28 protein-coding genes are annotated in these 24686 nt (G+C 63.0%); 15 read left to right on the forward strand and 13 right to left on the reverse strand.

Annotated elements, in window-relative coordinates:
- Nucleotides 1-84 precede the first annotated feature (84 nt).
- Nucleotides 85-798 (reverse strand): tellurite resistance TerB family protein, encoded by a 714-nt coding sequence (locus IB249_RS00270; protein WP_192301539.1) that lies wholly within the window; start codon nucleotides 796-798, stop codon nucleotides 85-87.
- Between the two features lie 280 nt (nucleotides 799-1078).
- On the opposite strand from IB249_RS00270, the gene pcsA reads away from it, so the two are divergent.
- Nucleotides 1079-1801, forward strand: coding sequence for a phosphatidylcholine synthase (gene pcsA / locus IB249_RS00275; RefSeq protein ID WP_192301540.1), 723 nt, complete (start codon nucleotides 1079-1081; stop codon nucleotides 1799-1801).
- Between the two features lie 6 nt (nucleotides 1802-1807).
- Nucleotides 1808-2194: a DUF488 domain-containing protein gene (locus tag IB249_RS00280; RefSeq protein WP_192301541.1), complete on the forward strand. Its 387-nt coding sequence runs from the start codon at nucleotides 1808-1810 to the stop codon at nucleotides 2192-2194.
- Between the two features lie 63 nt (nucleotides 2195-2257).
- Here IB249_RS00280 and IB249_RS00285 read toward each other — a convergent pair whose 3' ends face one another.
- Both IB249_RS00285 and IB249_RS00290 read right to left on the reverse strand, forming a co-directional pair.
- Nucleotides 2258-3070, reverse strand: a complete 813-nt coding sequence (locus IB249_RS00285) for a class I SAM-dependent methyltransferase (protein ID WP_192301542.1) — start codon at nucleotides 3068-3070, stop codon at nucleotides 2258-2260.
- A 34-nt stretch (nucleotides 3071-3104) separates the two neighbouring features.
- Nucleotides 3105-3374: a DUF4242 domain-containing protein gene (locus tag IB249_RS00290; protein ID WP_192301543.1), complete on the reverse strand. Its 270-nt coding sequence runs from the start codon at nucleotides 3372-3374 to the stop codon at nucleotides 3105-3107.
- Nucleotides 3375-3557: 183 nt separating this feature from the next.
- Between IB249_RS00290 and IB249_RS00295 the strand changes: the two genes are divergently transcribed.
- Nucleotides 3558-4550 (forward strand): AraC family transcriptional regulator, encoded by a 993-nt coding sequence (locus IB249_RS00295; RefSeq protein WP_192301544.1) that lies wholly within the window; start codon nucleotides 3558-3560, stop codon nucleotides 4548-4550.
- Between the two features lie 9 nt (nucleotides 4551-4559).
- Here IB249_RS00295 and IB249_RS00300 read toward each other — a convergent pair whose 3' ends face one another.
- Genes IB249_RS00300 through IB249_RS00310 form a run of 3 tightly spaced genes read right to left on the reverse strand, consistent with a single transcriptional unit; the run spans nucleotide 4560 to nucleotide 6443 of the window.
- Complete coding sequence (locus IB249_RS00300; protein WP_192301545.1) at nucleotides 4560-5789, reverse strand: cytochrome c biogenesis protein DipZ; 1230 nt, start codon at nucleotides 5787-5789, stop codon at nucleotides 4560-4562.
- Between the two features lie 48 nt (nucleotides 5790-5837).
- Nucleotides 5838-6134: a hypothetical protein gene (locus IB249_RS00305; protein WP_192301546.1), complete on the reverse strand. Its 297-nt coding sequence runs from the start codon at nucleotides 6132-6134 to the stop codon at nucleotides 5838-5840.
- Nucleotides 6135-6182: 48 nt separating this feature from the next.
- Complete coding sequence (locus tag IB249_RS00310) at nucleotides 6183-6443, reverse strand: DUF2790 domain-containing protein (protein WP_192301547.1); 261 nt, start codon at nucleotides 6441-6443, stop codon at nucleotides 6183-6185.
- 293 nt (nucleotides 6444-6736) lie between these two features.
- Here IB249_RS00310 and IB249_RS00315 point away from each other — a divergent pair, with 293 nt between their 5' ends.
- The 5 genes from IB249_RS00315 to IB249_RS00335 all read left to right on the forward strand — a co-directional run bounded on the left by IB249_RS00315 (nucleotide 6737) and on the right by IB249_RS00335 (nucleotide 11148).
- Nucleotides 6737-7477, forward strand: a complete 741-nt coding sequence (locus tag IB249_RS00315) for a response regulator (protein WP_192301548.1) — start codon at nucleotides 6737-6739, stop codon at nucleotides 7475-7477.
- Complete coding sequence (locus tag IB249_RS00320) at nucleotides 7474-8781, forward strand: ATP-binding protein (protein ID WP_192301549.1); 1308 nt, start codon at nucleotides 7474-7476, stop codon at nucleotides 8779-8781. The genes IB249_RS00315 and IB249_RS00320 overlap by 4 nt, the downstream gene beginning before the upstream one ends.
- A gap of 204 nt (nucleotides 8782-8985) precedes the next feature.
- Nucleotides 8986-9618: a CDP-alcohol phosphatidyltransferase family protein gene (locus IB249_RS00325; RefSeq protein WP_192301550.1), complete on the forward strand. Its 633-nt coding sequence runs from the start codon at nucleotides 8986-8988 to the stop codon at nucleotides 9616-9618.
- On the forward strand, nucleotides 9605-10204 hold the full coding sequence (locus IB249_RS00330) for a lysophospholipid acyltransferase family protein (RefSeq protein WP_192301551.1): 600 nt from the start codon (nucleotides 9605-9607) through the stop codon (nucleotides 10202-10204). The genes IB249_RS00325 and IB249_RS00330 overlap by 14 nt, the downstream gene beginning before the upstream one ends.
- Nucleotides 10201-11148, forward strand: a complete 948-nt coding sequence (locus IB249_RS00335) for a phosphatidate cytidylyltransferase (protein ID WP_192301552.1) — start codon at nucleotides 10201-10203, stop codon at nucleotides 11146-11148. The genes IB249_RS00330 and IB249_RS00335 overlap by 4 nt, the downstream gene beginning before the upstream one ends.
- A 58-nt stretch (nucleotides 11149-11206) precedes the next feature.
- Here the strand turns inward: IB249_RS00335 and IB249_RS00340 are convergent, their stop codons facing one another.
- The 3 genes from IB249_RS00340 to IB249_RS00350 form a co-directional block, all read right to left on the reverse strand.
- Entirely contained in the window at nucleotides 11207-11962 is a 756-nt protein-coding gene (locus IB249_RS00340) for a DUF2063 domain-containing protein (RefSeq protein ID WP_192301553.1), read from the reverse strand.
- Nucleotides 11963-11964: 2 nt separating this feature from the next.
- On the reverse strand, nucleotides 11965-12789 hold the full coding sequence (locus IB249_RS00345; RefSeq protein ID WP_225606785.1) for a DUF692 domain-containing protein: 825 nt from the start codon (nucleotides 12787-12789) through the stop codon (nucleotides 11965-11967).
- Nucleotides 12790-12931: 142 nt separating this feature from the next.
- Nucleotides 12932-14266 (reverse strand): acetamidase/formamidase family protein, encoded by a 1335-nt coding sequence (locus tag IB249_RS00350; protein ID WP_192301554.1) that lies wholly within the window; start codon nucleotides 14264-14266, stop codon nucleotides 12932-12934.
- Nucleotides 14267-14585: 319 nt separating this feature from the next.
- On the opposite strand from IB249_RS00350, the gene IB249_RS00355 reads away from it, so the two are divergent.
- Together IB249_RS00355 and IB249_RS00360 are read left to right on the forward strand one after the other, a co-directional pair.
- On the forward strand, nucleotides 14586-15632 hold the full coding sequence (locus tag IB249_RS00355) for a class I SAM-dependent methyltransferase (protein ID WP_192301555.1): 1047 nt from the start codon (nucleotides 14586-14588) through the stop codon (nucleotides 15630-15632).
- Nucleotides 15633-15767: 135 nt separating this feature from the next.
- Nucleotides 15768-16610 carry an NAD-dependent protein deacetylase gene (locus tag IB249_RS00360; protein WP_192301556.1) on the forward strand — a complete coding sequence of 281 codons (843 nt, stop codon included), beginning with the start codon at nucleotides 15768-15770 and terminating at the stop codon, nucleotides 16608-16610.
- Nucleotides 16611-16740: 130 nt separating this feature from the next.
- Here the strand turns inward: IB249_RS00360 and IB249_RS00365 are convergent, their stop codons facing one another.
- A complete protein-coding gene (locus tag IB249_RS00365) occupies nucleotides 16741-17640 on the reverse strand; it encodes a LysR family transcriptional regulator (protein WP_192301557.1) in 900 nt (299 codons plus the stop codon).
- A gap of 173 nt (nucleotides 17641-17813) precedes the next feature.
- Here IB249_RS00365 and IB249_RS00370 point away from each other — a divergent pair, with 173 nt between their 5' ends.
- Genes IB249_RS00370 through IB249_RS00380 form a run of 3 tightly spaced genes read left to right on the forward strand, consistent with a single transcriptional unit; the run spans nucleotide 17814 to nucleotide 20407 of the window.
- Nucleotides 17814-18512 carry a CoA transferase subunit A gene (locus tag IB249_RS00370; protein WP_077047594.1) on the forward strand — a complete coding sequence of 233 codons (699 nt, stop codon included), beginning with the start codon at nucleotides 17814-17816 and terminating at the stop codon, nucleotides 18510-18512.
- A gap of 36 nt (nucleotides 18513-18548) precedes the next feature.
- Nucleotides 18549-19214: a CoA transferase subunit B gene (locus tag IB249_RS00375; RefSeq protein WP_192301558.1), complete on the forward strand. Its 666-nt coding sequence runs from the start codon at nucleotides 18549-18551 to the stop codon at nucleotides 19212-19214.
- Between the two features lie 11 nt (nucleotides 19215-19225).
- A complete protein-coding gene (locus IB249_RS00380) occupies nucleotides 19226-20407 on the forward strand; it encodes an acetyl-CoA C-acetyltransferase (RefSeq protein WP_192301559.1) in 1182 nt (393 codons plus the stop codon).
- Between the two features lie 162 nt (nucleotides 20408-20569).
- Here IB249_RS00380 and IB249_RS00385 read toward each other — a convergent pair whose 3' ends face one another.
- From IB249_RS00385 to IB249_RS00395, 3 genes are all read right to left on the reverse strand, one after another.
- The gene (locus IB249_RS00385; RefSeq protein ID WP_192301560.1) at nucleotides 20570-21889 is read right to left on the reverse strand and encodes an Nramp family divalent metal transporter; all 1320 of its coding nucleotides are present in this window, start codon (nucleotides 21887-21889) and stop codon (nucleotides 20570-20572) included.
- Between the two features lie 76 nt (nucleotides 21890-21965).
- Nucleotides 21966-22493 (reverse strand): DUF3833 domain-containing protein, encoded by a 528-nt coding sequence (locus IB249_RS00390; RefSeq protein ID WP_192301561.1) that lies wholly within the window; start codon nucleotides 22491-22493, stop codon nucleotides 21966-21968.
- A 10-nt stretch (nucleotides 22494-22503) separates the two neighbouring features.
- Nucleotides 22504-22992 carry a chalcone isomerase family protein gene (locus IB249_RS00395; RefSeq protein WP_225606824.1) on the reverse strand — a complete coding sequence of 163 codons (489 nt, stop codon included), beginning with the start codon at nucleotides 22990-22992 and terminating at the stop codon, nucleotides 22504-22506.
- 208 nt (nucleotides 22993-23200) lie between these two features.
- Between IB249_RS00395 and IB249_RS00400 the strand changes: the two genes are divergently transcribed.
- Nucleotides 23201-23992, forward strand: coding sequence for a hypothetical protein (locus IB249_RS00400; protein ID WP_192301563.1), 792 nt, complete (start codon nucleotides 23201-23203; stop codon nucleotides 23990-23992).
- Nucleotides 23993-24121: 129 nt separating this feature from the next.
- Nucleotides 24122-24685, forward strand: a complete 564-nt coding sequence (locus tag IB249_RS00405) for a hypothetical protein (RefSeq protein WP_192301564.1) — start codon at nucleotides 24122-24124, stop codon at nucleotides 24683-24685.
- The last annotated feature ends 1 nt before the right edge of the window (nucleotide 24686 follow it).

Genomic DNA, 24686 nt, shown 5'->3' on the forward strand with positions numbered 1-24686 from the left:
AAAATTCAATCGAGGTTGAAATTGCCCGGACAGACGGAAAGTGTGGCCTCCGTGAGCGGGGCTCTTTCCCGCAACGGGCCTGATTCAGGCCGCGCCGCCCCTGGCCTGTTGTTCCAGGTGCACCTGCAACTCGGGATCGATCTGCAACGCCGCCGCCAGTTCGTCCAGGTAGTTGCGCTCGGCCTCCTGCTGATCGTCCACCAGCATGACGCTGGCCAGGTACATTTCCGCGGCCATCGCCGGGTCCGTTGCCGACCGCGCCACATCGGCGGCATCCAGCGGCCGGGCGACTTCATCGTCCAGCCATTGTTGCAGTTCCGGATCGTCGGTGTGACGACCGATTTCCGTGCTGATCATCTGCTTTTCCGCAGCATCGATGCGGCCATCGGCCTTGGCCGCCGCAATCAAGGCTCGCAGGACCGCGTGGCTGTGGCTCTCGACGTCCGGGCCGGCCAACAAGTCTGCGGTGCGCAGCGCCTGTTGTGGCGCGGTCGCCTGACTGCGTTGCCAGGCCTGATACGCCTGGAAAGCCATCATGCCCAGGGACGCCAGCGCTGCGTAGTTGGTGCCGCCCCCGGAACGGCCACGGGTCGAGCCACCCAATGCCGCACCGCCGCCCAGCAAGCCACCCAGCAAACCGCCCAGGCCGCCGCCCGCACCGGCACCACCGCCCAGCAGGCCGCCAAGCAATCCGCCCAGATCGCCACCCACGCCGCCCTGAGGTGCGCCGCCACCCTGTCGGTTCATTGAGCCTTGGCCGGCTCTCAGCAGTTGTTCGAGCAAATCGCTGGTGTTCATGACGACGTCCTCATCGAAGGGAGCATTCCGTTTGGCAACGATAGACCGCGTGCGTCATTGCGCCAGCACCGTTGGGCCGACAAACCCGCTGACCGCCACAAGCCCTTCTTTTATGGCCTCGATTTAATCCGGGGTATTTTTTAAAGGCCCAGCTAAGATTTACTGACGGTGAACCTTATTCGCGGGTTTCCGGTCGATACCTGCAACCCGACCCGGTTTGCCGCCACCCTTGAATGCCCAGGGTGATGACTGGCTTGCTTGATTTTCTGGAGACCGCCCCGTGATTTCGACCCTACACATCGCCAGACTAAAAGCATGGGGCGCCCATGGTTTTACTGCCACCGGCGTCGTCACCGCCTTCCTCGCCACCCTCGCCCTGCTGGAAAACCAGCCCACCAACTGCCTGCTGTGGCTGGGTGTCGCGCTGATTGTCGACGGGCTGGATGGCGCGCTGGCGCGCAAGGTCAATGTGCAGTCGGTGTTGCCGAGTTTCGACGGTTCGATCCTCGACCTGGTGATCGATTACCTGACCTACGTATTTATCCCGGCCCTGTTCATCTATCGCTACATCCCGCTGCCGGACTACACGCTGCTGCTGACGGTGTCGCTGATCCTGGTTTCCTCGCTGTTCTGTTTCTGCAACGTCAACATGAAGAGCAAGGACAACTACTTCCAGGGCTTTCCCGCCGCGTGGAACGTGGTTGCGCTGTGCCTGTACATCATCGCGCCCTCGCCCTGGATCACCTTGCTCGCGGTCATCGGCCTGGCGCTGCTGACCGTGACCCGGATGAAGTTCCTGCACCCGTTTCGCGTGCGCCGGTTCATGCCGATCAACATTGCGGTGACGGCCATCTGGTTGCTGTGCAGCTTGTCGCTGGTGATCAACCATCCGGTGATCAATCCGATGGTCATGGGGCTCTGGCTGCTGATGTCGGCCTACTTCCTCGGCATCTGCATCTGGCGCACGGCCATGGAGTGGTTTGACGAAGCGCGGCACCGGTAAGCCGCCATGCCGATCCACATCGTCCGCCTGGGCTCACCGCGCTTGCCCGACGAAGGCGTGCGCATCGGCACGGTCCGCCGTCCGCCTCGGGGCGTGCCGAAGAGCGAGTTCGCCCGTCGGGATTTTTATGATGTCTGGCAGCCGCTGCTGTCGCCCAGCGCAGAACTGGTGGCTGAAGCCAAGGCCGCCGAGGATGACAAAGCCTGGGACGTTTTCCGGCGCAAGTTCAAGGCCGAAATGAACCAGCCCGCAGCCAGCCACTTGCTCGACCTGCTGGCCGCCCTCTCGCACCAGACCGCCATGGCCGTGGGGTGCTACTGCGAAAACGAAGCCCATTGCCACCGCTCGGTGTTACGCGAGTTGCTGGTGGCGCGTGGGGCCGAAGTGAGTTAGCGGTCACTGGATCCCTGTGGGAGCGAGCCAGCCCGCTCCCACAGGGGCATTTGCGTGGTCGAATCAACGACGAGTGATCACCACCTCAAGGTATTCGCTCGGCACCACCAGCGACTTCTCTCCGGCCCGGTTCGAGCGGTCGATCAGATCGGTCAGGTCGGCTTCCAGGGCCTGGGCGCCGTCCGCCGGCAGCGCCGCGAAGGCTTTGTGGACCGGGCCATACCAGGAGCGGAACGTGTCGATGAAGTGCGCCGCCGAACGATAGCGGAAGTTGAAGAACCGCCGTGTCACCTGAATCAGGAAATCGCGCTCATCGAAGTGTTCATGCAACCACGCCTCGCTGCCCCAGTTCGACGGCGGTTGCGCCCCCGGTGGCGGCGGCAGGTGGCGACCAAGGGTCTTGAACATCTGCCCGACGAAACCTTCAGGCGTCCAGTTGGCCAGGCCGATCCGCCCACCCGGGCGACACACCCGGGCCAGTTCGGCGGCGGCCTTGGGCTGGTCGGGCGCGAACATTACGCCGAAGGTCGACAACACCAGGTCGAAACTGCCGTCCTTGAACGGCAGCGCCTCGGCGTCCGCCACCTGGAAGGTAACGTTCTGGCGTTCGGCACGGGCCCGGTCTTCGCCGCGCTCCAGCAGTGCCGCCACATAGTCGGTGGAGGTGACGTGAGCGCCGCGACGCGCGGCGGCCAGCGTGGCGTTGCCGTTGCCGGCGGCGACATCCAGCACGCGTTCGTCGCACAGCACGTCGCAGGCTTCGGCCAGCTGTTCGCCGACCAGTTGCAGGGTGGTGCCGATCACGGCGTAGTCGCCGCTGGCCCAAGAGGCCATCTGACGGTTTTTCAAGGCAGTGAGATCAATAGGGGTACTCATAAATCCGCTCCGTTACGAGGTACAGGGTCAAGGCTCAGTCGGCCGTGGTGGGATCGATGATCGCGGTGACCCGCGCGATGCTGGTGGCCGGGAAACCGCTCTGCCTGGCGTGCTCGCGGATCAACTCTTCGTTGGGCGAGATGTACACGCAGTAGAGCTTGTCGCCGGTGACATAGCTCTGCTGCCACTGCACCTCGGGCAAATCGCGCAGCGCCCTGCAGGACTTTTGCGACGCCGCTTTCAGATCCCTTTCCGACAGTGTTCCAGCGCCTGGTATCTCGCGCTCAATGACGAACTTCGGCATGGCAACCTCTCATTCTTGTTATGGGTGACAGAGCCGGCAGGCCCTGTGCGTCCACTATCGCGCCGCTGGCCGGGGGGCGTCCTGCCCGATCGTCGGCCAGGACTGCCCGATCGTCCGGAGGTTTTCCCAAGCGGCGCAACAGGCTCACAATCAAGGGCCATTTCGCCAAACAGGGGAAGCCCGATGGATGCCCTGTCCCAGACCCTGCGCGTCGTCCGCCTGGTCGGTGCGATCTTCATCAACGCCCGGTTCACCGCGCCCTGGTGCTACCAATCGCCGCGCGCCGACACCGCCGCCCCGTTCCTGGAGCCCGATGCCGAACGGGTGGTGATCTTTCACCTGATCACCGAAGGCCAGTGCTACGTCGAACTCGGCGATGATCCGCCTATGCTCCTGAGTGCCGGGGACGTGGTGCTGTTTCCCCAGGGCGACGCCCATCGCATGAGTTCGCGGCCGGGCTTGAAACCCGCCACCAGTGCACGACTGGACGAAATCCTCGCGCGCCGTCCTCGCCAGTTGAGCTACGGCGGTGGCGGCGAGGTCAGCCGCCTGGTGTGCGGCTACCTGGCGTGCGACACGCGGCTGGCGGGCATGCTGCTGAATGGCCTGCCGGCCATTGTGCGAGTCAACGTACGCGACTCGAATGCCGGCAAATGGCTCGAGTCGTCGGTTCGTTACGCACTGGCCGAGGCCCGTTCGCCACGCCCTGGCGGCGAAGGCGTACTGGCCAAGCTGGCCGAGGTGCTGTTCATCGAGGTGCTGCGCCTGTACATGCACCAACAGGGCAAGGGCCGCACCGGCTGGCTGGCCGGCGTGGGTGACCGGATCGTCGGCACGGCCCTCAATGCACTGCACAAAAAGCCCTGTCACAGCTGGACCCTGGAGGAACTGGCACGCACCGCCGGCACCTCGAGATCGGTCCTGGCCGAGCGCTTTCAACAACTGGTGGGGATATCGCCGATGCAGTACCTCACGCAATGGCGAATGCTGCTGGCGGCCAACCTGTTACGCAGCAGTAACAGCTCGTTGCTGCGCATCGCCGAAGAGGTCGGCTACCAGACCGACACGGCCTTCAGCCGGGCGTTTCGACGAGAGTTCGGCGCGCCGCCGGCGGCCTGGCGACGGGGGCAGGAGAAAAAGACAATGGCTCATGGCGCGCAGCCTGTGAGCCATTGATCTTCAGGTTTACACCGCTGGCACGGTGGCCTTGGCGTCGGCCTTGGCCTCTTGCAGCAGTTGTTGGATCATTTTTTCCTGGGCGTCGTAACGACCTTCGCCGAAGTGGGTGAAACGTACCTGGCCCTTGGCATCGATCAGGTAGTGCGCCGGCCAGTACTGGTTGTCGAAGTTGCGCCAGATCGCGTAATTGTTGTCGATGGCCACCGGGTAGGTGATCCCGAGCTTCTTCACCTGATCCTTGACGTTGTCGATGATCCGCTCAAAGCCGTATTCCGGGGTGTGGACGCCGATGACCACCAGGCCATCCTTCTCGTATTTCTGCGCCCAGTCCTTCACGTACGGCAGGGTGTGCTGGCAGTTGATGCAGTCGTAGGTCCAGAAGTCCACCAGCACCACCTTGCCCTTGAGCGATTCATTGGTCAGCGCAGGCGAGTTGAGCCATTCAACGGCGCCGGACAGCGACGGCATGGCGCCCTGGGCGTTGTCCTGCATCGTGTCGGCCTGAACCTTGCTGACCAGGTAATCGACCACTTTCGGTACGCTTTGCAGCACGCCTTTCTCCAGGGTACTGACGCCCTCGGACGAGGTGCGCGCCAGCAGGGTCTTGTCGGCGCCGGTGGAAATCACCAGCGCAGCGGCCAGCACGGCGAACCCGGTCCCGCGACGCAGCCAGCCGGTGACCGGAATCGAGGCTTTCAAGCGGTTGACCAGGCCGCGGCCGGCGAAGATCAACGTGCCCAGGGACAACGCGCTGCCCAGGCCGTAGGCCACCAGCAACAGGCTGGTTTGCGCATTGGCGCCTTGCAGCATGGCCCCGGTGAGAATCACCCCGAGGATCGGTCCGGCACACGGCGCCCACAGCAGACCGGTGGCGACGCCGATCATCAGCGAGCCCAGCGGACCGGACATTTTCCGGGTGTTCGGGTCGAGGCGGTTACCCAGCAGCACGAACGGACGCGCCAGCCAGCCACCGATTCGCGCGGAAATCAGCGACAGCGCGAACAGCGCCATCACGATCAGAGCGATGTGCCGCCCGGTGTTGTTGGCCTGGATCACCCACTCACTGCTGACCACCGCCAGGCTGGAGATCAGGGCGAAGGTCAGGACCATGCCGCCCAGGGTCAGCAGGATCGACGAACGCGTGCGGTCGACACCGGCAAACAGGAACGGCACCACCGGCAGGATGCAGGGACTGAGGACGGTCAATATGCCGCCCAGGAAAGCGATGAGGAACATGGGGATCACCTTGTAAGTACACAGCTACTGTGGGAGCGGGGCCCGGCGTCACGCCGTCTGGTTGTCCAGAAACTGGCCCTGAGGTGTACGACTGCTGCCGTTCTCGGCCAGCATCTGCCCCTGCGGCGTACGACTGCTGCCGTTCTCGGCCAGCATCTGCCCCTGCGGCGTACGACTGGCGCCGTCCTGGGCCAGGAAATCATTGGCGCCCTGCTCCTTCACCGGAGTCAGCTGGAAGCAGGTGCTGCTGCCGCAGGTACTGCGTTCAACGGTGGCGTTGGCGTGGGCGGCGGTGCCGGCCAGGGCGAAGGCTGCAGCGGTCAGAAAGCGTGAGAGGTTGTTCATGGTGTTCTTCCTGTTTTATAGGGGATTGACGTGCGCTCAGGGCAGCACTCAGTTGTCCGAGTTGCATTCGGCAAATTTGCGGTAGTCCAGGACCTGGGTCTTGTCATGGGAGTCCAGGTAGGTCAGCTGGGCATTCACAATCCCGCAGGAATCCGAGGCGTCCTGTTTCAGCGACACCACTTTCTTGATGTCCAGGTGCGTGCCGTAGGTGTAGGTTTTCTCGCTGACATCGGCTTCGGCACGGGCCGACAGGGTGCAGACGTTCAGTGCGGCAAACAGGCATGCGGCGTAGATGGCTTTGGTGTTCATGCTGAGTTCCTCAAGGTTGCAATGGGTTTTCGCTTGAGGCGGCTGGGCCTGCCTCGATGGAAGCCATTTAAAACCGCTGAGGTATCTCGTCTGTGTCGAAAACCGATGCGTGTAAATCGGTACGTATCCAGACCGCCTGCGGATACACAGCGATACAAAACCCCGGAAATTTGCCGATTTTAAGTCGGCGTGTATCCGCCGATACACCAGATACACTGCAATACAAATCGTGGCGGGCGCGCGGACAAAGGCTCGATAGACTGCGCGCATCCCCCTTTCTAGAGGCTTGGCCCATGGAACATGTCGATCACATTCTCATCGTGGACGATGACCGCGAGATTCGAGAACTGGTAGGCAACTACCTGAAGAAGAACGGCTTGCGCACCACCGTGGTCGCGGACGGACGGCAGATGCGCACATTCCTGGAATCGACGCCGGTGGACCTGATCGTGCTCGACATCATGATGCCGGGCGACGACGGCCTGGCGCTGTGCCGCGAGATCCGCGCCGGCAAGCACAAGGCCACCCCGGTGCTGATGCTCACGGCCCGCAATGATGAAACCGATCGCATCATCGGCCTGGAAATGGGCGCCGACGATTACCTGGTCAAGCCCTTCGCCGCCCGCGAACTGCTCGCGCGGATCAATGCGGTGTTGCGCCGCACACGCATGCTGCCGCCCAATCTGGTGGTCAGCGAAAGCGGACGCATGCTGGCCTTCGGACGCTGGCGCCTGGACACGTCGGCCCGCCACCTGCTCGATGAAGACGGCACCATGGTGGCGCTCAGTGGTGCGGAATATCGGCTGCTGCGGGTGTTCCTCGACCATCCGCAACGGGTGCTCAACCGTGACCAGTTGCTGAACCTGACCCAGGGTCGCGACGCCGATCTGTTCGACCGTTCCATCGACCTGCTGGTCAGCCGCCTGCGTCAACGCTTGCTCGACGATGCGCGGGAACCGGCCTACATCAAAACCGTGCGCAGCGAAGGCTATGTGTTTTCCCTGCCAGTGGAAGTCCTGGGTGAACCCTCATGAAGTACTCGCTGCACTGGCCCCGCACCCTGGCCTCGCGCCTGTCGCTGATCTTCCTGATCGGCTTGATCCTGGCCCAGGCGCTGTCCTTTGGCGCGCAATACTACGAGCGCTACGAAAGCGCGAAAAACACCATGCTGGGCAACCTGGAAACCGACGTCTCGACCTCCATTGCCATTCTCGACCGCCTGCCACCCGAGGAGCGCGCGAGCTGGTTGCCACAGCTGGACCGGCGCAACTATCGCTACCTGCTGGACAAGGGTTCGCCCGGCACGGCCATGAGCGACACACCGATTGCGGTGACGTCGATCAAGGACGCGATCGGCATGGATTACCCGATGACCGTGACGGACATCCCCGGTCCGATCAAACGTTTCCAGGTTCACTTGAACCTGACGGATGGCAGCCCGGTGACCATCGATGTGCGTCCGGCGATGGTGCCGTTGTCGCCATGGTTGCCGTTTGTCCTGCTCGGCCAGCTGGCGCTGCTGATCCTGTGCACCTGGCTGGCGGTGCGAATTGCCATCCGCCCCCTCACCCGCCTCGCACAGGCCGTGGAAACCCTGGACCCCAACACCCACCCGGTGCACCTGGATGAAAAGGGCCCGACCGAAGTCGCCCACGCCGCCATGGCGTTCAACGCCATGCAGGCGCGCATCGCCGCGTATCTCAAGGAACGCATGCAACTGCTGGCGGCGATCTCCCACGACCTGCAAACGCCCATCACCCGCATGAAACTGCGCGCAGAGTTGATGGACGACTGCAGCGAGAAGGAAAAACTGTGGAATGACCTCGGCGAAATGGAGCATCTGGTCCGCGAAGGCGTGGCGTATGCCCGCAGCGTCCATGGCGCGACCGAGGAAGCCCGCCGCACCAATCTGGATTCGTTCCTCGACAGCCTGGTGTTCGACTATCAGGACATGGGCAAGGACGTACAGCTGTGTGGCAAGAGTGATGCGGTCATCGACACCCGGCCCCATGCGTTGCGCCGGGTGCTGGTGAACCTGACCGACAACGCGCTGAAATTCGCCGGCGCAGCCGAATTGAAGGTGGAATCGAGCGCCGACGGCAGCCTGTCGGTAAAGGTGATGGACCGCGGCCCCGGCATCTCCGAAGAGGACCTCGCCCACGTGATGGAGCCGTTCTACCGCGTGGAGAATTCGCGAAACCGCAGCACCGGCGGCACCGGCCTGGGCCTGGCGATTGCGCAACAACTGGCGATTGCGCTCGGGGGCGCACTGACATTGAGCAATCGCGAAGGTGGCGGCTTGTGCGCACAGTTGAAGCTGCCCGCCAGCCCCCTGTAGGAGCGAGCCTGCTCCTGCAGACGGCGGTGATGACGCGGTGGGAACGGGCTTGCTCGCGAAAAAACAGCCGGGCACGCTGAGCAGTCAGGCAGTACGCGTTATCGTTGACCACCATCGCGAGCACGCTCGCGATGGCGCACGGCAGTGGCCAGGGAAAGCCTCTATATTGTCCGCACCGACTTCATCATTGATAAGGACCTGCCAATGGATGAAAACAGAAGGCCCATCAAGACGCGTTCTGCGGGATGGGCCCGGCGCATCACCGACGCCCTGGTGAAACGCAACCTCTCCCCCAATCAGATTTCCGTGGCGAGCATCGCTTTTGCGCTGTTCGGCATCGTTGCGCTGAACATTGATAACGGAGTGATCGGTTCGATCCTCTGCGCCATCGGCATCCAGTTGCGCCTGTTGTGCAACCTGTTCGACGGCATGGTGGCGATTGAAGGCGGCAAGAAATCCGACATCGGCAGCCTCTACAACGAGTTTCCCGACCGGATCGCCGACAGCCTGCTGCTGGTCGGGCTCGGCTACGCCATCGGCTATCCGGACCTTGGCTGGTGTGCTGCGCTGGCTGCGGCGCTGACCGCCTATATCAGGGTATTTGGCGGCTCCATCGGCCTGAAGCAGAGTTTCATCGGCCCGATGGCCAAGCAGCACCGGATGGCGGTGATGACCGTGGGGTTGCTGCTCAATGCCATCGAAACCTCGATTCAAGGCAGCCACTACGTGCTGTCGATCGCGCTGGTCATCATCGCCGTCGGCTCCGTCGCCACTTGCGTCACGCGCACGCTGGCCATTGCCAGGCAACTGAAAGGGGCCGTCCATGTGGATCAGTAATGCGTTGATCTCTGTCCTGCGCTTTCTCATCGGCGTCACGGCGAGGTGGGAAAGCCCGCCCGACCTGTCGCGCCAGCGCATCTACTTCGCCAATCACACCAGTCACATGGACACCCTGGCAATCATTGCCGCTCTGCCGCCCGAAGCCCGCAGGAACGTGAAACCGGTGGCGGCGGCCGATTACTGGGGCAAGAACCGTTTCCTGTCGTACCTCTCGCAACAAGGCTTGAACGCCGTGCTGATCGAACGCAACCCAGCCCCCGGCGTCAACGTGCTGGAACCGATTTTCGAGGTGGTGCGTGCCGGCCATTCGATCATCATCTTCCCCGAAGGCACCCGCTCCAGCCAGGCCCTGCCCGGCCCGTTCAAATCAGGCCTGTACCGGTTGAGCGAGACGTTTCCCGACGTCGACCTGGTGCCGATCTACCTGGAAAACCTGCACCGCTCCATGCCCAAGGGCAAACACGTGCCGCTGCCGATCATCTGCACGATCCGCATTGGCAACCCGCTGGAGCGAATCGAAGGTGAGGAAAAGCAGCGGTTCCTGGAGCGTGCCCGTGACGCCATTGTGAGGCTGTCGAAATGAGTCTTGAAGCCAAGTTCCTGTGGTTCTTTTTCGCCATCGCCTGCCTGCTGGCGCTGGCCTCTATCATCGGCCGCATGCTGGCCCGGCGCGCGACGTCAGAGAGTTCGGTCTCGACCATCGAAAACCTCAACCAGCGCGTCAATGCCTGGTGGGGGATGGTGATCATTTTCTTCGTGTCCTACCAGTTGGGGGGCCACGCGACGGTCGTGCTGTTTGCCTTTATTTCCCTGTTCGCACTCAGGGAATTCATCACCCTGACCCCCACGACCCTGGGCGATCACAACGCGCTGTTCTTCGCGTTTTTCATCCTGATCCCCCTGCAATACGTGCTGATCGGTACGCACTGGTATTCGATGTTCACCCTGCTGATCCCGGTGTACGCCTTCCTGTTGCTGCCGGCGATCGCAGTGCTGAGCCAGGACACGGACGCCTTTCTGGAAAGGACCGCGAAAATCCAGTGGGGGGTGATGATCTGCATCTACTGCATCAGCCACGCGCCGGCGCTTTTGCTTCTGGACCTGCAAGGCTTCCAGGGACAGAACGCGCTGTTGCTGTTCTACCTGGTCTTCGTCGTCCAGTTGAGCGATGTGTTGCAGTACGTGTTCGGCAAACTGTTCGGCAGACACAAGGTGGCGCCGCTGGTCAGTCCGTCGAAAACCGTGGAAGGCCTGGTCGGTGGCGGGTTGTCGGCGACCTTGATCGGTGGCTGCATGTTCTGGATGACGCCGTTCAACTTCTGGCAATCGCTGCTGATGTCGTTCGTCATCGTGGCGATGGGTTTCCTCGGCGGTCTGGTGATGTCGGCGATCAAGCGCAGCCTGAGCGCCAAGGACTGGGGCACCATGATCAAGGGCCATGGCGGCATGCTCGATCGCATGGACTCGATCTGCTTCGCCGCGCCGATCTTCTTTCACCTGACGCGGTATTTCTTTTCCGTCCCTTGATGTCAGGTCCCCCCGCCCTCAGTGGGAGCGAGCAGGCTCGCTCCCACAAAAGGGCCGCTCAAGCCAGACCCACCACCCCTTCCCCATGCATCTGGCGCAACAACGCCGCACCGCTCTCGATGAACATCGGCGAGCCGACCGCTTGCGCTTCCACAGCCAACCCTTGCAACTGTTCGCGCCCGGTCAATTGAGGAAACTCGGTGATCCGCTGCAACAGCCGCCACGCCAGCGGGCTCAACTCGGAAAACTTCACGTTCCAGTCTTCGGCCCGGCGCACCAGCAACAGCGTCGGCTGGCCCGGTGGTGCGTCAGGTTGATAATCCGGGCCGACGAGTTGCACCGGCCAGGCGTACGCCAGGGGCCAGGCCAGCGGTGAAACCTGCAATGCGCACTCGAGTAACTGCCCGGCGTCGCTGGCCGGCAACGGCTCGGCCTCGGACTGCTGCAACGCCATCTCGACCCATTCATAGTGCGCCAGTTCCACCATGAACGGTGGCCAGTCCCCATCGCTCAACCCGGGCGGCTGGGCCGCCAGGAACTCGACGAACTCCTGGGCAATCTCGCCGAATTTCGGCGTGCTCGCGCGGTAATCACGCAAAAAGATGCGCATCAGCGAACGCCAGCGCGCCTCACCGAGCACCTTGATCAGCACCGGAAACGTGCCACTGAGCAACAGCGACAGGTTGTTGAAGATCAGGTCGCGGTAGACCTGCGCCCGCGCCACGTCCATCCCGGCCGGCGGCGCACAATGATCGGGGTCGCGCAGGTAGCGACCCAGGGTGTTCTGCTCTTGAAACAACACTGATTTATCCATGGTTAAAAGCCTTGTGCCAGGCGGCGGATGGTCTGCAACTCGGCGACCAGTTCCGCGAAGGCGGGAAAATTGAAATCGCGTTCCAGCAGCGTCGGTTGCGCGCCAAAGCGAGCGTAGGCCTCGGCCAGCAACGACCACACCACGGGCTTCACGGAGGCGCCATGGGTATCGATTTTCAAGGTGTCCGACTCATCGAAATGCCCGGCCACATGCATCGCCACCACCCGGCCCGCCTCGATGCCGGCCAGGAAGGTCTGCGGATCGACGCCGTGGTTGATCGAGTTGACGTACAGGTTGTTGACGTCCAGCAACAGGTCGCAATCGGCTTCGCGCAACACCGCGTTGGTGAAGGTCACCTCGTCCATGTCCTGCCGGGGCGCGGCGTAATAGGAGACGTTTTCCACCGCCAAACGCCGCCCGAGGATGTCCTGGGCCTGGCGGATGCGCGCGGCGACGTGGTGCACCGCCTCTTCGGTAAAGGGCAGCGGCAACAAGTCATAGAGGTGGCCGTCATCGCTGCAGTAGCTCAGGTGCTCGCTGTACAGCGGCACGTTGTAGTGATCGAGGAACAGCCGCACTTCCTTGAGGAACCCGACGTCCAGCGGCGCCGGACCGCCCAGCGACAGGGAGAGGCCGTGACAGGACAGCGGATAGCGCTCGGCCAGGGCGCGCAAGGCGGCGCCGTGGGCGCCGCCGATGCCGATCCAGTTCTCCGGTGCAACTTCCAGAAAGTCGAAGTCGCCCGCCGCAGCGGCCTGCAGGTCTTTCATCAGTCCGCGACGCAAGCCCAGTCCGACGCTGGCCCGGGGGGTAGTGAGAGAAGTCATGATGTCGATCTCAAGTGGTCAGTACGTATTCACAGTTAACCCAATCGATGTATCGGGCCTGTGTGGCGTACCGACGGAAAATCACCACGGTTGTATCGCCGGCGGGTCTGTACACATTGGGGTACAGACCTGCCAACGAGGGTTACGCCAGGTCGTACTGCTCGCGCACCAGTTGGCCGATGCCGATGCGGTCGAGCACGTTCATCGGGCACAGGAACGTCACGCGCACGGTGCCCGGCAAGCGGCTGATGTCGATCGAACCGGTGATGGTCGCGCGGTTGAGCACCTCGTCATAGGGCAAGCCGGTGACCGTGGCCGCGCGTTGCAGGCCATTCTCGACCGCCACGTTGAGGTTTTCGCCACTGCCAATGAAGGTGATCGGGCCGCTCTGCTCGATCTCGGCCTGGCCCCAGCGTTCGCCCAGCTCCCGGACTTTCTGCCGTTGCACGGCGGTCATCGGCCGAGCCATGGGTGGCAGGTCGTCGAGGTTCTGCAGGAGGATCGGCCCTTCCAGGGTGAGGTCCTTGATCACCTGCACCTGCACTTCGGTCTCCCCGGAGCAATCGGTGGCGTGCCCGGCGATTTCACCGTTGCCCTGCTGCGCATGCATGTCACCCATGTACACCCCGGCCCCGGGTACTTTCACCGGGCAGATCAGCACGCAGCCTTCGCGGATCGAGTTGGTGTCCATGTGCCCGTCGGTCTTGGCCGCGTGCAGTTCTTCGCGGCTCATGCCGAAACGGTGCGGCGCGCCGATGAGGTACTGGCCAAAATCGGCACAGTTGTGCGAGTCCGGCAAATCCCGGGACGGCGTGGTACCGATGTTGCCGAGGAACGGCCGCATGTGCGCGGCAACGCCAGGGATGTCGGCGCGGGCCAGCGACAGGATCGAATGCTGGGCGGCGAATTCCGGCAGCGCCGACATGTCCGAGGCATGGCCGGCCAGGCGATTGGCCACGTCCTGGTTGACGGTGAGGCTGACCTGGTTCTGCGCATCGAACACGATCACGTAGCCATGGCTGAACCGGAACGCACTGACCTCGGCACCACAAGTGTTGCACCGGATCGAATCCTCACCGATGCCTTCGACGTGGCTGGCCGGGTGTTCGGTGCCGCATTTGGAACAGAATTTGGAGACGAAAGGGTCGCCGTGATAGCGGCCTTCGACAAAGCTCATCACGCCGGAGGAAGTGGCCTGCGAGGTGACACGCATGCTTTTGATCTTGATCGCCACCGCATCGCCGACCTCGGCCCCGGCAATGGCCACCGGTTGCGTCACTTCGTGCCCGCCTTCGAAGGCCGGCGTGATCATCGGGCCCCAGCAACCGGGCGGCGTCCCGGTGATCAGGGTGCCGCCATCGGCCAACGGCCCGAGCATCGGCTGGCTGGGGCCAATGATGCCGTGGGTGTATTGCTCGACGCGCAAGTGTTTGACGGGTTCGGATTTCAGGTCTGTTTCAGGCTGGAGCGTGCTCATTGTTATCCCCTCGACGGTTATAGGGTGCCAAACGGCCCGCCCAGTTCATCGCAGGTTTGTATCTGGGCTTTGTTCGGGGGTGAGCGTGAATGGGTGGGACTGTATCGAGGAGTGGCCTGGATACACTGCGATACACATCAACCCGGTGGGAGCGGCCTGGGACTTTCGTCGCCAGCAGCGCCGAAGCGCAGCCCGCGAACTAAACTCAATGCACCCAGGACGCATCTGTCGTCCTGTTCTCACCCACGACCACCGCCCAGAGCCGGAAGCCACGAACAACCGATCCCTGGACCGTGATCCTGCTACAGGAGCACACGTGATGGACGAGGCCAGACTCAACGATTTCATGGGCAAACTGGTGAACGACATGGGCGGCGCAGCCATGCTCGCCAACGTCATCCTCGGCGATGAACTCGGGCTGTACCGGGCGATGGCCGACAGTCAACCGATCAGCCCCGAAGCACTTGCCGAAAAAACCGGCTGCAACGCCCGCCTGCTGCGCGAATGGCTCAGCGCCCACGCTGCGTCGGGCTACATGGAACACCTCGATGGCCAATTCCGCCTGCCGCAAGAACAGGCCATGGCGCTGGGCATCGAAGACTCACCGGTCTATGTGGCGGGTGGCGTCGGGGTGGTCGCGTCGTTCTTCCATGACAAGGACAAACTGGTCAAGGCCATGCGCGGCGATGGCGCCCTGCCCTGGGGTGATCACCACCCGTGCATGTTCAGTGGCACCGAGCGGTTTTTCCGGCCCGGCTACCGCGCGCACCTGGTGGCCGAATGGTTGCCAGCGCTGGACGGCGTGGTCGCCAAACTGCAGGCCGGGGCCAAGGTCGCGGACATCGGCTGCGGGCATGGCGCCTCGACCGTCATCATGGCCCAGGCGTTTCCGGATTCGCGGTTCGTCGGTTTCGACTACCACGCCCCTTCCGTCACCGTGGCCACCCAGCGCGCCGAAGAAGGCGGCGTGTCCGGGCGGGCGCGATTCTTCCAGGGCACGGCGAAGAGTTACCCCGGCGACGACTATGACCTGATCTGCTACTTCGACTGCCTGCACGACATGGGCGACCCGGTGGGCGCGGCACGCCACGCCTATGAGTCGCTGAAACCGGACGGCACCGTGCTGCTGGTGGAACCGTTCGCCAATGACCGGCTCGACGACAATGTCACGCCGGTTGGCCGCTTGTTCTACGCGGCCTCGACCTTCATCTGCACCCCCAACTCGCTGTCCCAGGAGGTGGGCCTCGGGCTGGGCGCGCAAGCGGGCGAGGCGCGGTTGCGCAAGGTGTTCACCGAGGCCGGGTTCTCGCATTTCCGCAGGGCCACCGAAACCCCGTTCAACCTGATCCTGGAAGCCCGTAAATGACCTTTGCCGGGGCGAGCTTGCTCCGGGCGGCGCTCCGATGGAGGTCCATCAGATACACTGGTATCGACTGACACGCCTTGGTCGGAACGCTACCCGGAGCAAACTCGCTCCTGCACGTCATCCGGAGTGTTGAACATGCTCGACAGCCGTACCCGCGAACAACTCGACCAACTCCGGCAACTGATGGCCGACCAACCGTTTGCGGTCCTGACCGGGGCCGGCATCAGCACCCCGTCGGGGATACCGGACTACCGCGACAACCAGGGCGTACGTCGCGGCCGGCAACCGATGATGTACCAGGAGTTTCTTTCCGCTCCCGAATCCCGGCGCCGTTACTGGGCGCGGGCAATGCTCGGCTGGCCACGGGTGCGCCTGGCCCAGCCGAACGCGGCTCACGAAGCCCTCGCCACGTTGCAAGGCACGCGGCAGATCGGCGGCCTGATCACCCAGAACGTCGACACCCTGCACGACCAGGCCGGCAGCCGCGACGTGATCGAACTGCACGGCAGCCTGCATCGGGTGTTGTGCCTGGACTGCGGGCAACGCAGCGAGCGGGACTCGATCCAGCAGGTGATGGAGGCGCAAAACCCCTACCTGGCCGGCGTCGATGCCGTGCAGGCACCGGATGGCGACACCTTGCTCGATGCCGCCTTCGAAGCACGTTTCCAGGTGCCGCATTGCCCGCACTGCGCCGGGGAACGGATGAAACCGGACGTGGTGTTCTTCGGCGAGAATGTGGCGCAACCGACAGCGGCCAAAGCCATGGCGGCGGTCGAGAAAGCCGCAGGGTTGCTGGTGGTGGGGTCGTCGTTGATGGCCTATTCGGCCTTCCGCCTGTGCCGGGCGGTGGCGGACCACGGCAAGCCGTTGATCGCGATCAACCTGGGCAAGACACGGGCGGATGACCTGCTCGACCTGAAGATAGAAGGGTCTTGCGAGCGGCTGTTGCCCTTGCTGGTCCAGAGACTGTCTACTTAGCCCCTGATACAACCGGATCTAAAATGTGGGAGCGGGCTTGCTCGCGAAGGCGATGTGGCTGTCGACAAATATGTGGCTTGACCCACCGCATTCGCGAGCAAGCCCGCTCCCACATTTTGATCGGGTTTCTTCAGCCCGGTAGCCGCGCCCCACAGTTTTCCGCCTTGAGAATATCGAACAGCGCCTGCGCTGCCGCCGACAGCTCCACCCCCGGCTTGGTCAGCACGCCAATGGCCCGCTCCACCACCGGGTCACGCAGGGTGATGCACTGCGCGCCCAGTTCGCGCATCTGTCCGGCGCACAGCGCCGGCACCGCGCTCACCCCCAGGCCGCTGGCGACCATCCGCCCCACCGTCGCCAACTGATGGCTCTCGAATTCCACCGGCAACTTCATCCCCCGGGCCTGCAAGTGCTCCTCGAGCATCACCCGCACGGTGGAGGGTCGTTGCAGGGTGATGAACGGCTGTTCGAGCAGTGTCTGCCAGTCGATGTCCTGCCGGGATGAAAAGGCTGAATCCAGCGGCACCACCGCGACAAACCGGTCGCGATACAACGGCGTGAATTCCAGCGACGAACTCATGGTGGGCTCGAACGCCACCCCCAGTTCGACCTGACGATCGCGCACCAGCTCCAGTACCTGCTCGTTGATCACGTCATTCACCGTGACGTTGACCTTCGGATAGCGGGCGCGAAAGGTCTTGAGGATCGGGGGCAACAGGTTGCCGGCAAACGACGGCATCGCCGCCAGGGTCACGCGCCCGCGCTGCAGGGTAAAACGCTGACGCAGTTCATCCTCGGCATTGTCCCAGTCGGCAATCAGGCGTCGGGCCAGCGGCACCAGCGCTTCACCCTCGGCCGTCAGCGCCACGTTGCGCGTGTTGCGGGTAAACAGACGTCCGCCCAACCCCTCCTCCAGCGCCTTGATGGTCAGGCTCAAGGCCGATTGCGACAGGTGCAGACGCTCGCAAGCCACAGCGAAGCTCAGGCTCTGGGCCACGGCCAGAAAGGCGCGGATCTGCTTCACGGTCATGTCGAGGTACTCCGTTGTAAGCTACAGGCTCGTCGCTGCACGATTGAGACAGCTGTTTGTTGAGTTTTATGAATCAATCAACCTTAAAAATCAACTTAACAAATAAATATCCCGGCGAGACACTTCATTCCATACGGCTAGCCAGCCGCCCACAAAGAATAAAAGAGGTGCATATGGCAGGTTTCGACAAGCGCGTGAGTTCCTACGAGGAAGCACTGGCAGGTCTTGAAGACGGCATGACCGTGATCGCCGGCGGCTTTGGCCTGTGCGGGATTCCGGAAAACCTGATCGCCGAGATCAAGCGCAAGGGCACTCGCGACCTTACCGTGGTTTCCAATAACTGCGGCGTTGACGGCTTCGGCCTCGGCGTGCTGCTGACAGACCGGCAGATCAGCAAGGTGGTGGCCTCCTACGTCGGCGAGAACAAGCTGTTCGAAGAGCAACTGCTCAAGGGCGAAATCGAAGTCATCCTGACCCCGCAAGGGACGCTCGCCGAAAAAATGCGCGCGGGCGGCGCCGGCATCCCGGCGTTCTTCACCGCCACCGGCGTCGGCACCCCGGTGGCCGAAGGCAAGGAAGTGCGTGAATTCAAGGGTCGCAAGTACCTGATGGAAGAGTCCATTACCGGCGACTTCGCCATCGTCAAGGGCTGGAAAGCCGACCATTTCGGTAATGTCATCTACCGCCACACCGCCCAGAACTTCAACCCGCTGGCCGCCACCGCCGGCAAGATCACCGTGGTCGAAGTCGAAGAAATCGTCGAACCCGGCGAGCTGGACCCGGCGCAGATCCACACCCCCGGCATCTATGTCGACCGGATCATCTGCGGCACGTTCGAAAAGCGTATCGAACAGCGCACCGTGCGTAAGTGATCCCCTGCCCCCGGACCGAATGAAGGAATAACAACAATGGCACTTTCCCGCGAACAAATGGCTCAACGCGTCGCCCGCGAAATGCAGGACGGCTACTACGTGAACCTGGGCATCGGCATTCCGACCCTGGTCGCCAACTACATCCCCGAAGGCATGGAAGTCATGCTGCAATCGGAAAACGGCCTGTTGGGCATGGGTCCTTTTCCTACGGAAGAAACCATCGATGCCGACATGATCAACGCCGGCAAGCAGACCGTGACCGCGCGCATCGGCGCATCGATCTTCTCCTCGGCCGAATCCTTCGCGATGATCCGCGGCGGCCATGTCGACCTGACGGTACTGGGCGCCTTCGAAGTGGACGTGCAAGGCAACATCGCCTCGTGGATGATTCCCGGCAAACTGGTGAAAGGCATGGGCGGCGCCATGGACCTGGTGGCGGGCGCCGACAACATCATTGTCATCATGACCCACGCGTCCAAGGACGGTGAGTCCAAGCTCCTGTCCCAGTGCAGCCTGCCGCTGACCGGCGCCGGCTGCATCAAGCGCGTGCTGACCGACCTGGCCTACCTGGAAATCGAAAACGGCGCGTTCATTCTCAAGGAGCGTGCACCCGGGGTCAGCGTCGAAGAGATCGTCGCCAAGACCGCCGGTAAACTGATCGTGCCAGAGCACGTTCCGGAAATGCAGTTCGCTGCTCAGTGAGGAATCATTCCATGCAAGAAGTCGTCATTGTTGCCGCCACGCGCACCGCGATCGGCAGTTTCCAGGGTTCGCTGGCCAATGTGTCCGCGGTGGACCTGGGCGCTGCGGTGATCCGTCAGTTGCTGGCGCAAACCGGCCTGAACCCCGCCGAAGTCGATGAAGTGATCATGGGCCAGGTATTGACCGCCGGCGCCGGGCAGAACCCCGCGCGCCAGGCTTCGATCAAGGCCGGCCTGCCCTTCGCCGTGCCTGCCATGACCCTGAACAAGGTGTGCGGCTCGGGCCTCAAGGCCCTGCACCTCGCCACCCAGGCGATCCGTTGCGGCGATGCCGACGTGATCATCGCCGGCGGCCAGGAAAACATGAGCCTGGCCAACTACGTGATGCCCGGCGCCCGCACCGGCCTGCGCATGGGTCACGCGCAAATCGTCGACACCATGATCAGCGACGGCCTGTGGGATGCGTTCAACGATTACCACATGGGCATCACCGCCGAAAACCTGGTGGAAAAATATGACATCAGCCGCGAGCAGCAGGACGCCTTTGCCGCCGCCTCGCAGCAGAAAGCCACGGCCGCCATCGAAGCCGGGCGTTTCGTCGATGAGATCACGCCGATCCTGATCCCTCAGCGCAAGGGCGATCCGCTGTCCTTCGCCACCGACGAGCAGCCACGGGCCGGCACCACCGCCGAATCCCTGGGCAAACTCAAGCCAGCCTTCAAGAAGGACGGTTCGGTGACGGCGGGTAACGCGTCCTCGCTCAACGATGGCGCCGCTGCGGTGATCCTGATGAGCGCGGAAAAAGCCAAGGCCCTGGGCCTGCCGGTGCTGGCGAAAGTCGCCGCCTACGCCAATGCCGGCGTGGACCCGGCGATCATGGGCATTGGCCCGGTGTCGGCCACCCGCCGCTGCCTGGACAAGGCCGGTTGGTCCATCGACCAGCTTGAGCTGATCGAGGCCAACGAAGCCTTCGCCGCCCAGTCCCTGGCCGTGGCCAAGGACCTGGAATGGGACTTGAACAAGGTCAACGTCAACGGTGGCGCTATCGCCCTCGGCCACCCGATCGGTGCTTCGGGCTGCCGCGTGCTGGTGACCCTGCTGCATGAAATGATCAAACGCGACGCCAAAAAAGGCCTCGCCACCCTGTGCATCGGTGGTGGTCAAGGCGTGGCACTGGCGCTCGAACGGGCGTAAGCCAGGCGCGTTCAACAGGCTGCACGGGGACCCACGACGATCCGTCGCAGCCTGGCAAAACACCCGGTGCACCTTGGGTGCACCGGGTTCTTTTTTGGGTCTTTGAAAGGCCGGGAGCGACGGTAAGACGCTTCGACCTGCCGGCGATCGAGGTCCGAACGATCACCCCAGAAACTGCAGAATCAGCCAGCTGTTGGCCCCACTGATCAGCACAAACAATCCCCAGGCCAACACCCGCGTCGGCAGCCGATTGACAAATGGCCCCATCAACCGGTGATCGTTGGTCATGCGAATCAACGGGTACAGGGCAAACGGCAATTGCAGGCTCAACACCACCTGACTCAACACCAGCAATTTCCCGATCGCGTTGTCGCCCATCAGCCAGACACCGATGAACGCCGGGATCAGCGCCAGTCCGCGCGTGATCAGACGCCGCTGCCAGCAGGGAATCCTCAGGTTCAGGTAGCCTTCCATGATCACCTGGCCGGCGATGGTGCCGGTGAACGTCGAACTCTGACCCGAAGCCAGCAAGGCGACGCCGAACAACACGCTGGCCAGCGCCCCGCCCACCAGAGGGTCGAGCAGGTGGTAGGCATCCTGAATGTCCACCACGTCGGTGTGCCCGGTCTTGTGGAAAGCCGCCGCCGCGAGAATCAGGATGGCCGCGTTGACCAGCAGCGCCAGCGCCAGGGAGCCGATGGTGTCGATGCGCGCCAGCTTCACCGCGTCCTGCTTGCTGGCAAGGTCCTTGCCGATCATCCGCGTCTGTACGATCGAGGTGTGCAGGTACAGATTGTGCGGCATCACCGTAGCCCCGAGAATTCCGATGGCCAGGTACAGCGGCGCGGCGTCGCCAATGGCGGACAGCGACGGTGTGAAGCCACGGGCAACGTCCGGCCAGTACGGCTTGATCAACAGCAGTTCAACGAAGAAGCACGCGCCGATGGTGCCCACCAGCACCAGCATGATCGCTTCCAGTCGGCGAAAGCCACGGTTCTGCAGGGCCAGTACCAACAAGGTGTCAAACGCGGTGAGGGCAATGCCGACGCTCAGCGAGCAGCCCAGCAGCAGGTGGAACGCCAGCGCGCAGCCGAGCACTTCGGCGAGGTCGGTGGCGATGATCGAGATTTCCGCCAGCACCCATTGGGTTCGTGCGGTCCGGGTGCTGTAGCGCTCGCGGGACAGCTGCGCCAGGTCGCGTCCCGTGGCGATGCCCAGGCGCGAACACAGGCACTGCACCACCATCCCCGCCAGGCTTGCCAGCAGCACCACGAACAACAGGCTATAGCCAAATCGCGAACCGGCCTCGATCGCGGTCGCCCAGTTGCCCGGGTCCATGTAGCCGATGGACACCAGCAATCCCGGGCCGGCGAAGCGCAGGACCCGCTTGAAGAATGACGCGCGAGGATCGACGGCGACACTGCCCGCCACTTCGGGTGGACAAAACGGCGCCGTGGCGATTTTGGGCAAACTGAATTTCACACACACATCCAGAAACAAGTGGAGTGGCGCAGCTTAGACGTTTCAGCCCGAACGCCCAAGAGGCATTCGCTGGGGATCAGGCGCCGTGGCGGCGGAAGAACAACGTCACCTGGCCCACTTCAAAGCCGAACTTGGTCATCGCCGTGCGATTGGCCAGGGTGTTTTCATCAATCAGGTACATCCAGTCATCCATGTGCACGTCATACACCTTGCCGTCGACCGGCAGGCTCAGCACGTAGCGCCAGTGCAGCGCGTTACCCGCAGACTCGCCGCCGGCCTCGCCCACCACGTCGCCCGCCGTGCCGCGCCAACGGCCAGGGCCGTCGGGGCGTACCGTCCAGACGCGGGTCTGCTTCGTGCCGTCGCTGTAGGTAAAGTCCTCATGCATGATCAGATTCGGCCCTTCCATCCGGCTGTTGATCAGCACATGAAAACGCTTGACCACCTCCCCCGAACGCTTCTGGAACATACCCCAACCGTCCACCCGGCCGACGAAGAAGCCGGGCATGTCGAGCCGGGGATTCTGCGCTTCGTACTGCTGCACATCGACGCCACCGCAACCGGCCAGGCAGACACACAACACCATCAACAGTCTCTTCAACATGATCAAACCCTCAGTCTTTGGCATTGCCCAGCAACTGCTGGCGCAAATCGGGATTGCGCGTGCGCGGGTCGAGCCAGATCGCAAAAAAAGCCCGGGCGAATTGCGGGTCCTTCACTTCGTGCTGCCGCTGCTGGCCGACATAGAACTGCGCGCCCTGCCCCGGCAAATACACGCCGGTGATGCGCGTACCGGCCTGAACATCGACGAACGACCGCTGCATCTGCACCTTCCACTCTTCAAGTTGCCCGGCGCTCACCGACGTGCCGGACAACCGCTGGATTTCATCGACGCTGGCCTGCACCAGGTCTTCACGGCTGATGCTGCGCTGATAAATCAGTTCCAGAGCGAAGGGTTGATCCAGCGTCAATGGCCGCGCCGCGCTCCAGAGCCGAGCGTTGTACACGTCGAAACCAAACACCCGAAACTCACCGGTGCCGATGATCCGCGCACCCGGCACGACCTCCTGCCACGCGGCCAGGGCGTGTGTGCCCCACGCCATCAGAAGCAACGAAACACTGAGCTGTCGGCACCATTCTGATGGGTTCATGGGGTTCAGCCATTTTCGATTACCTCCTGAAAACTTATACGCGAAACATGTTTTTGTACAACTATTCAGGCAGATATTTTTGTATACAAAAATATTGATAATTGGCGTAATTCTTCGAGCTCAATGCTAACGTGGTCCCTCATCCAACCCGGAGGTGCATGTGCTGTTGCTAAAATTGCTGGTGATTCCCGGATTTCTTCTGCTCATTTCTCTGGCCGGCAAGCGCTGGGGCCCAAGCGTTGCCGGTTGGTTGTCGGGGTTGCCGGTGGTGGTGGGGCCGATTCTGTTCTTCCTCGCTATCGAGCAAGGCGAACTGTTTGCCGCCCGTTCGGCAACGGCTGCGTTGTCGGCGATGGTTGCGATGATCGCCTTCTGCGTCACTTACGCCCAGGTCGCGCAACGGGCCGGGTGGCCGTGGGCGCTAGGGGTTTCGTTGCTGGTCTGGGCGGTCATCGCGATGGCGCTGTCGCTGATTGCACCGTCGCTGATGTTCTCGGTGATCGCCGCTGCCACCGCACTGCTCGCGGCGCCGTTCCTGTTCCCCAGCGTGCAGCCGCAGGTTTCAGGCCCGGCACCGAAGTCCGATAGATTGCTGTTGCGCATGATCGCCGGTGCACTGCTGACCCTGGCGGTCACGTTGCTGGCGAGCACGGTCGGCGACCGCTGGAGCGGTCTGCTCGCGGTGTTCCCGGTGCTGGGCAGCGTGATGGCCGTGTTTTCCCAGCAAAGCCGTGGGCCGGCGTTCACCGCCGCGTTGTTGCAAGCCACCGCGACCGGGATGTACTCGTTTGCAGCGTTTTGCCTGGTGGTGGCGCTGGCACTGCCCGGCATGGGCCTGAGCGGGTTTGCCCTCGGCGTCGCAGTGTCCGTGGCGATGCTCGGCGTCACCCGACGGTTGCTGGCCAAATCAGCCAATCCCGGGCCCAGGCCTTCGACGGCGTCGAACGAATGACCCCTCATCGCGTCGCACCAACCCAGCGCTGCCCGGGAACGTCACCCAACCGTCCGTTAGCCCGCGCTGGATGCTTCACAACCTCCATGGGATGATCGCCCCCCACCGCGACAACCCTGGAGATTGCGAATGTCACTGTTGAGTAAAAAAGCCGTTGTCCTGCTGCTGGCGATGGCCAGCCTGGGGGCTATGGACGCGCAGGCTGCCAAGGCCGCGGCCAAGGACGCGCCGCAGAGCGTGTCGATGCTGGGCAACAAATTCAAATTCACCCTGCCCAAGGGGTTCGTCGCCAATCCCCTGCCACCCGATGCGACGGGTGCAACCGGCACGATGTACACCAACGAAACCACCAAGACCGTGGTGATCGCGGCTGAGAACACCATTCCCGGTGGGGTCAACGCCAAGGACAACGACGGCGAGTTTCTCGATGCCACGGCAGCCGACTTCACGACCCAGCAAGCCAAGGCCCTGCCGGATTTCACCCAGCTCAGCGAGAAAAGCCTCACGCAGAAAGGCACCGGCCTGGGGCTGCGGCAGATCGACAGCACCGCCACCCAGGGCGGTGGCAAGACCCTCGACACCACGCTGATGGCCGCCTCGGGCACGCGCATGGCCCTGGTTCAGGTGATTTCCCGTCTCAGCGACAATGCCGGCCACGAAGCGCTGGTCAAGCAGATCGTCTCGGGCAAGTAAG

The sequence above is a fragment of the Pseudomonas sp. PDM04 genome, from assembly GCF_014851765.1.
In the GTDB taxonomy this organism is placed as follows: domain Bacteria; phylum Pseudomonadota; class Gammaproteobacteria; order Pseudomonadales; family Pseudomonadaceae; genus Aquipseudomonas.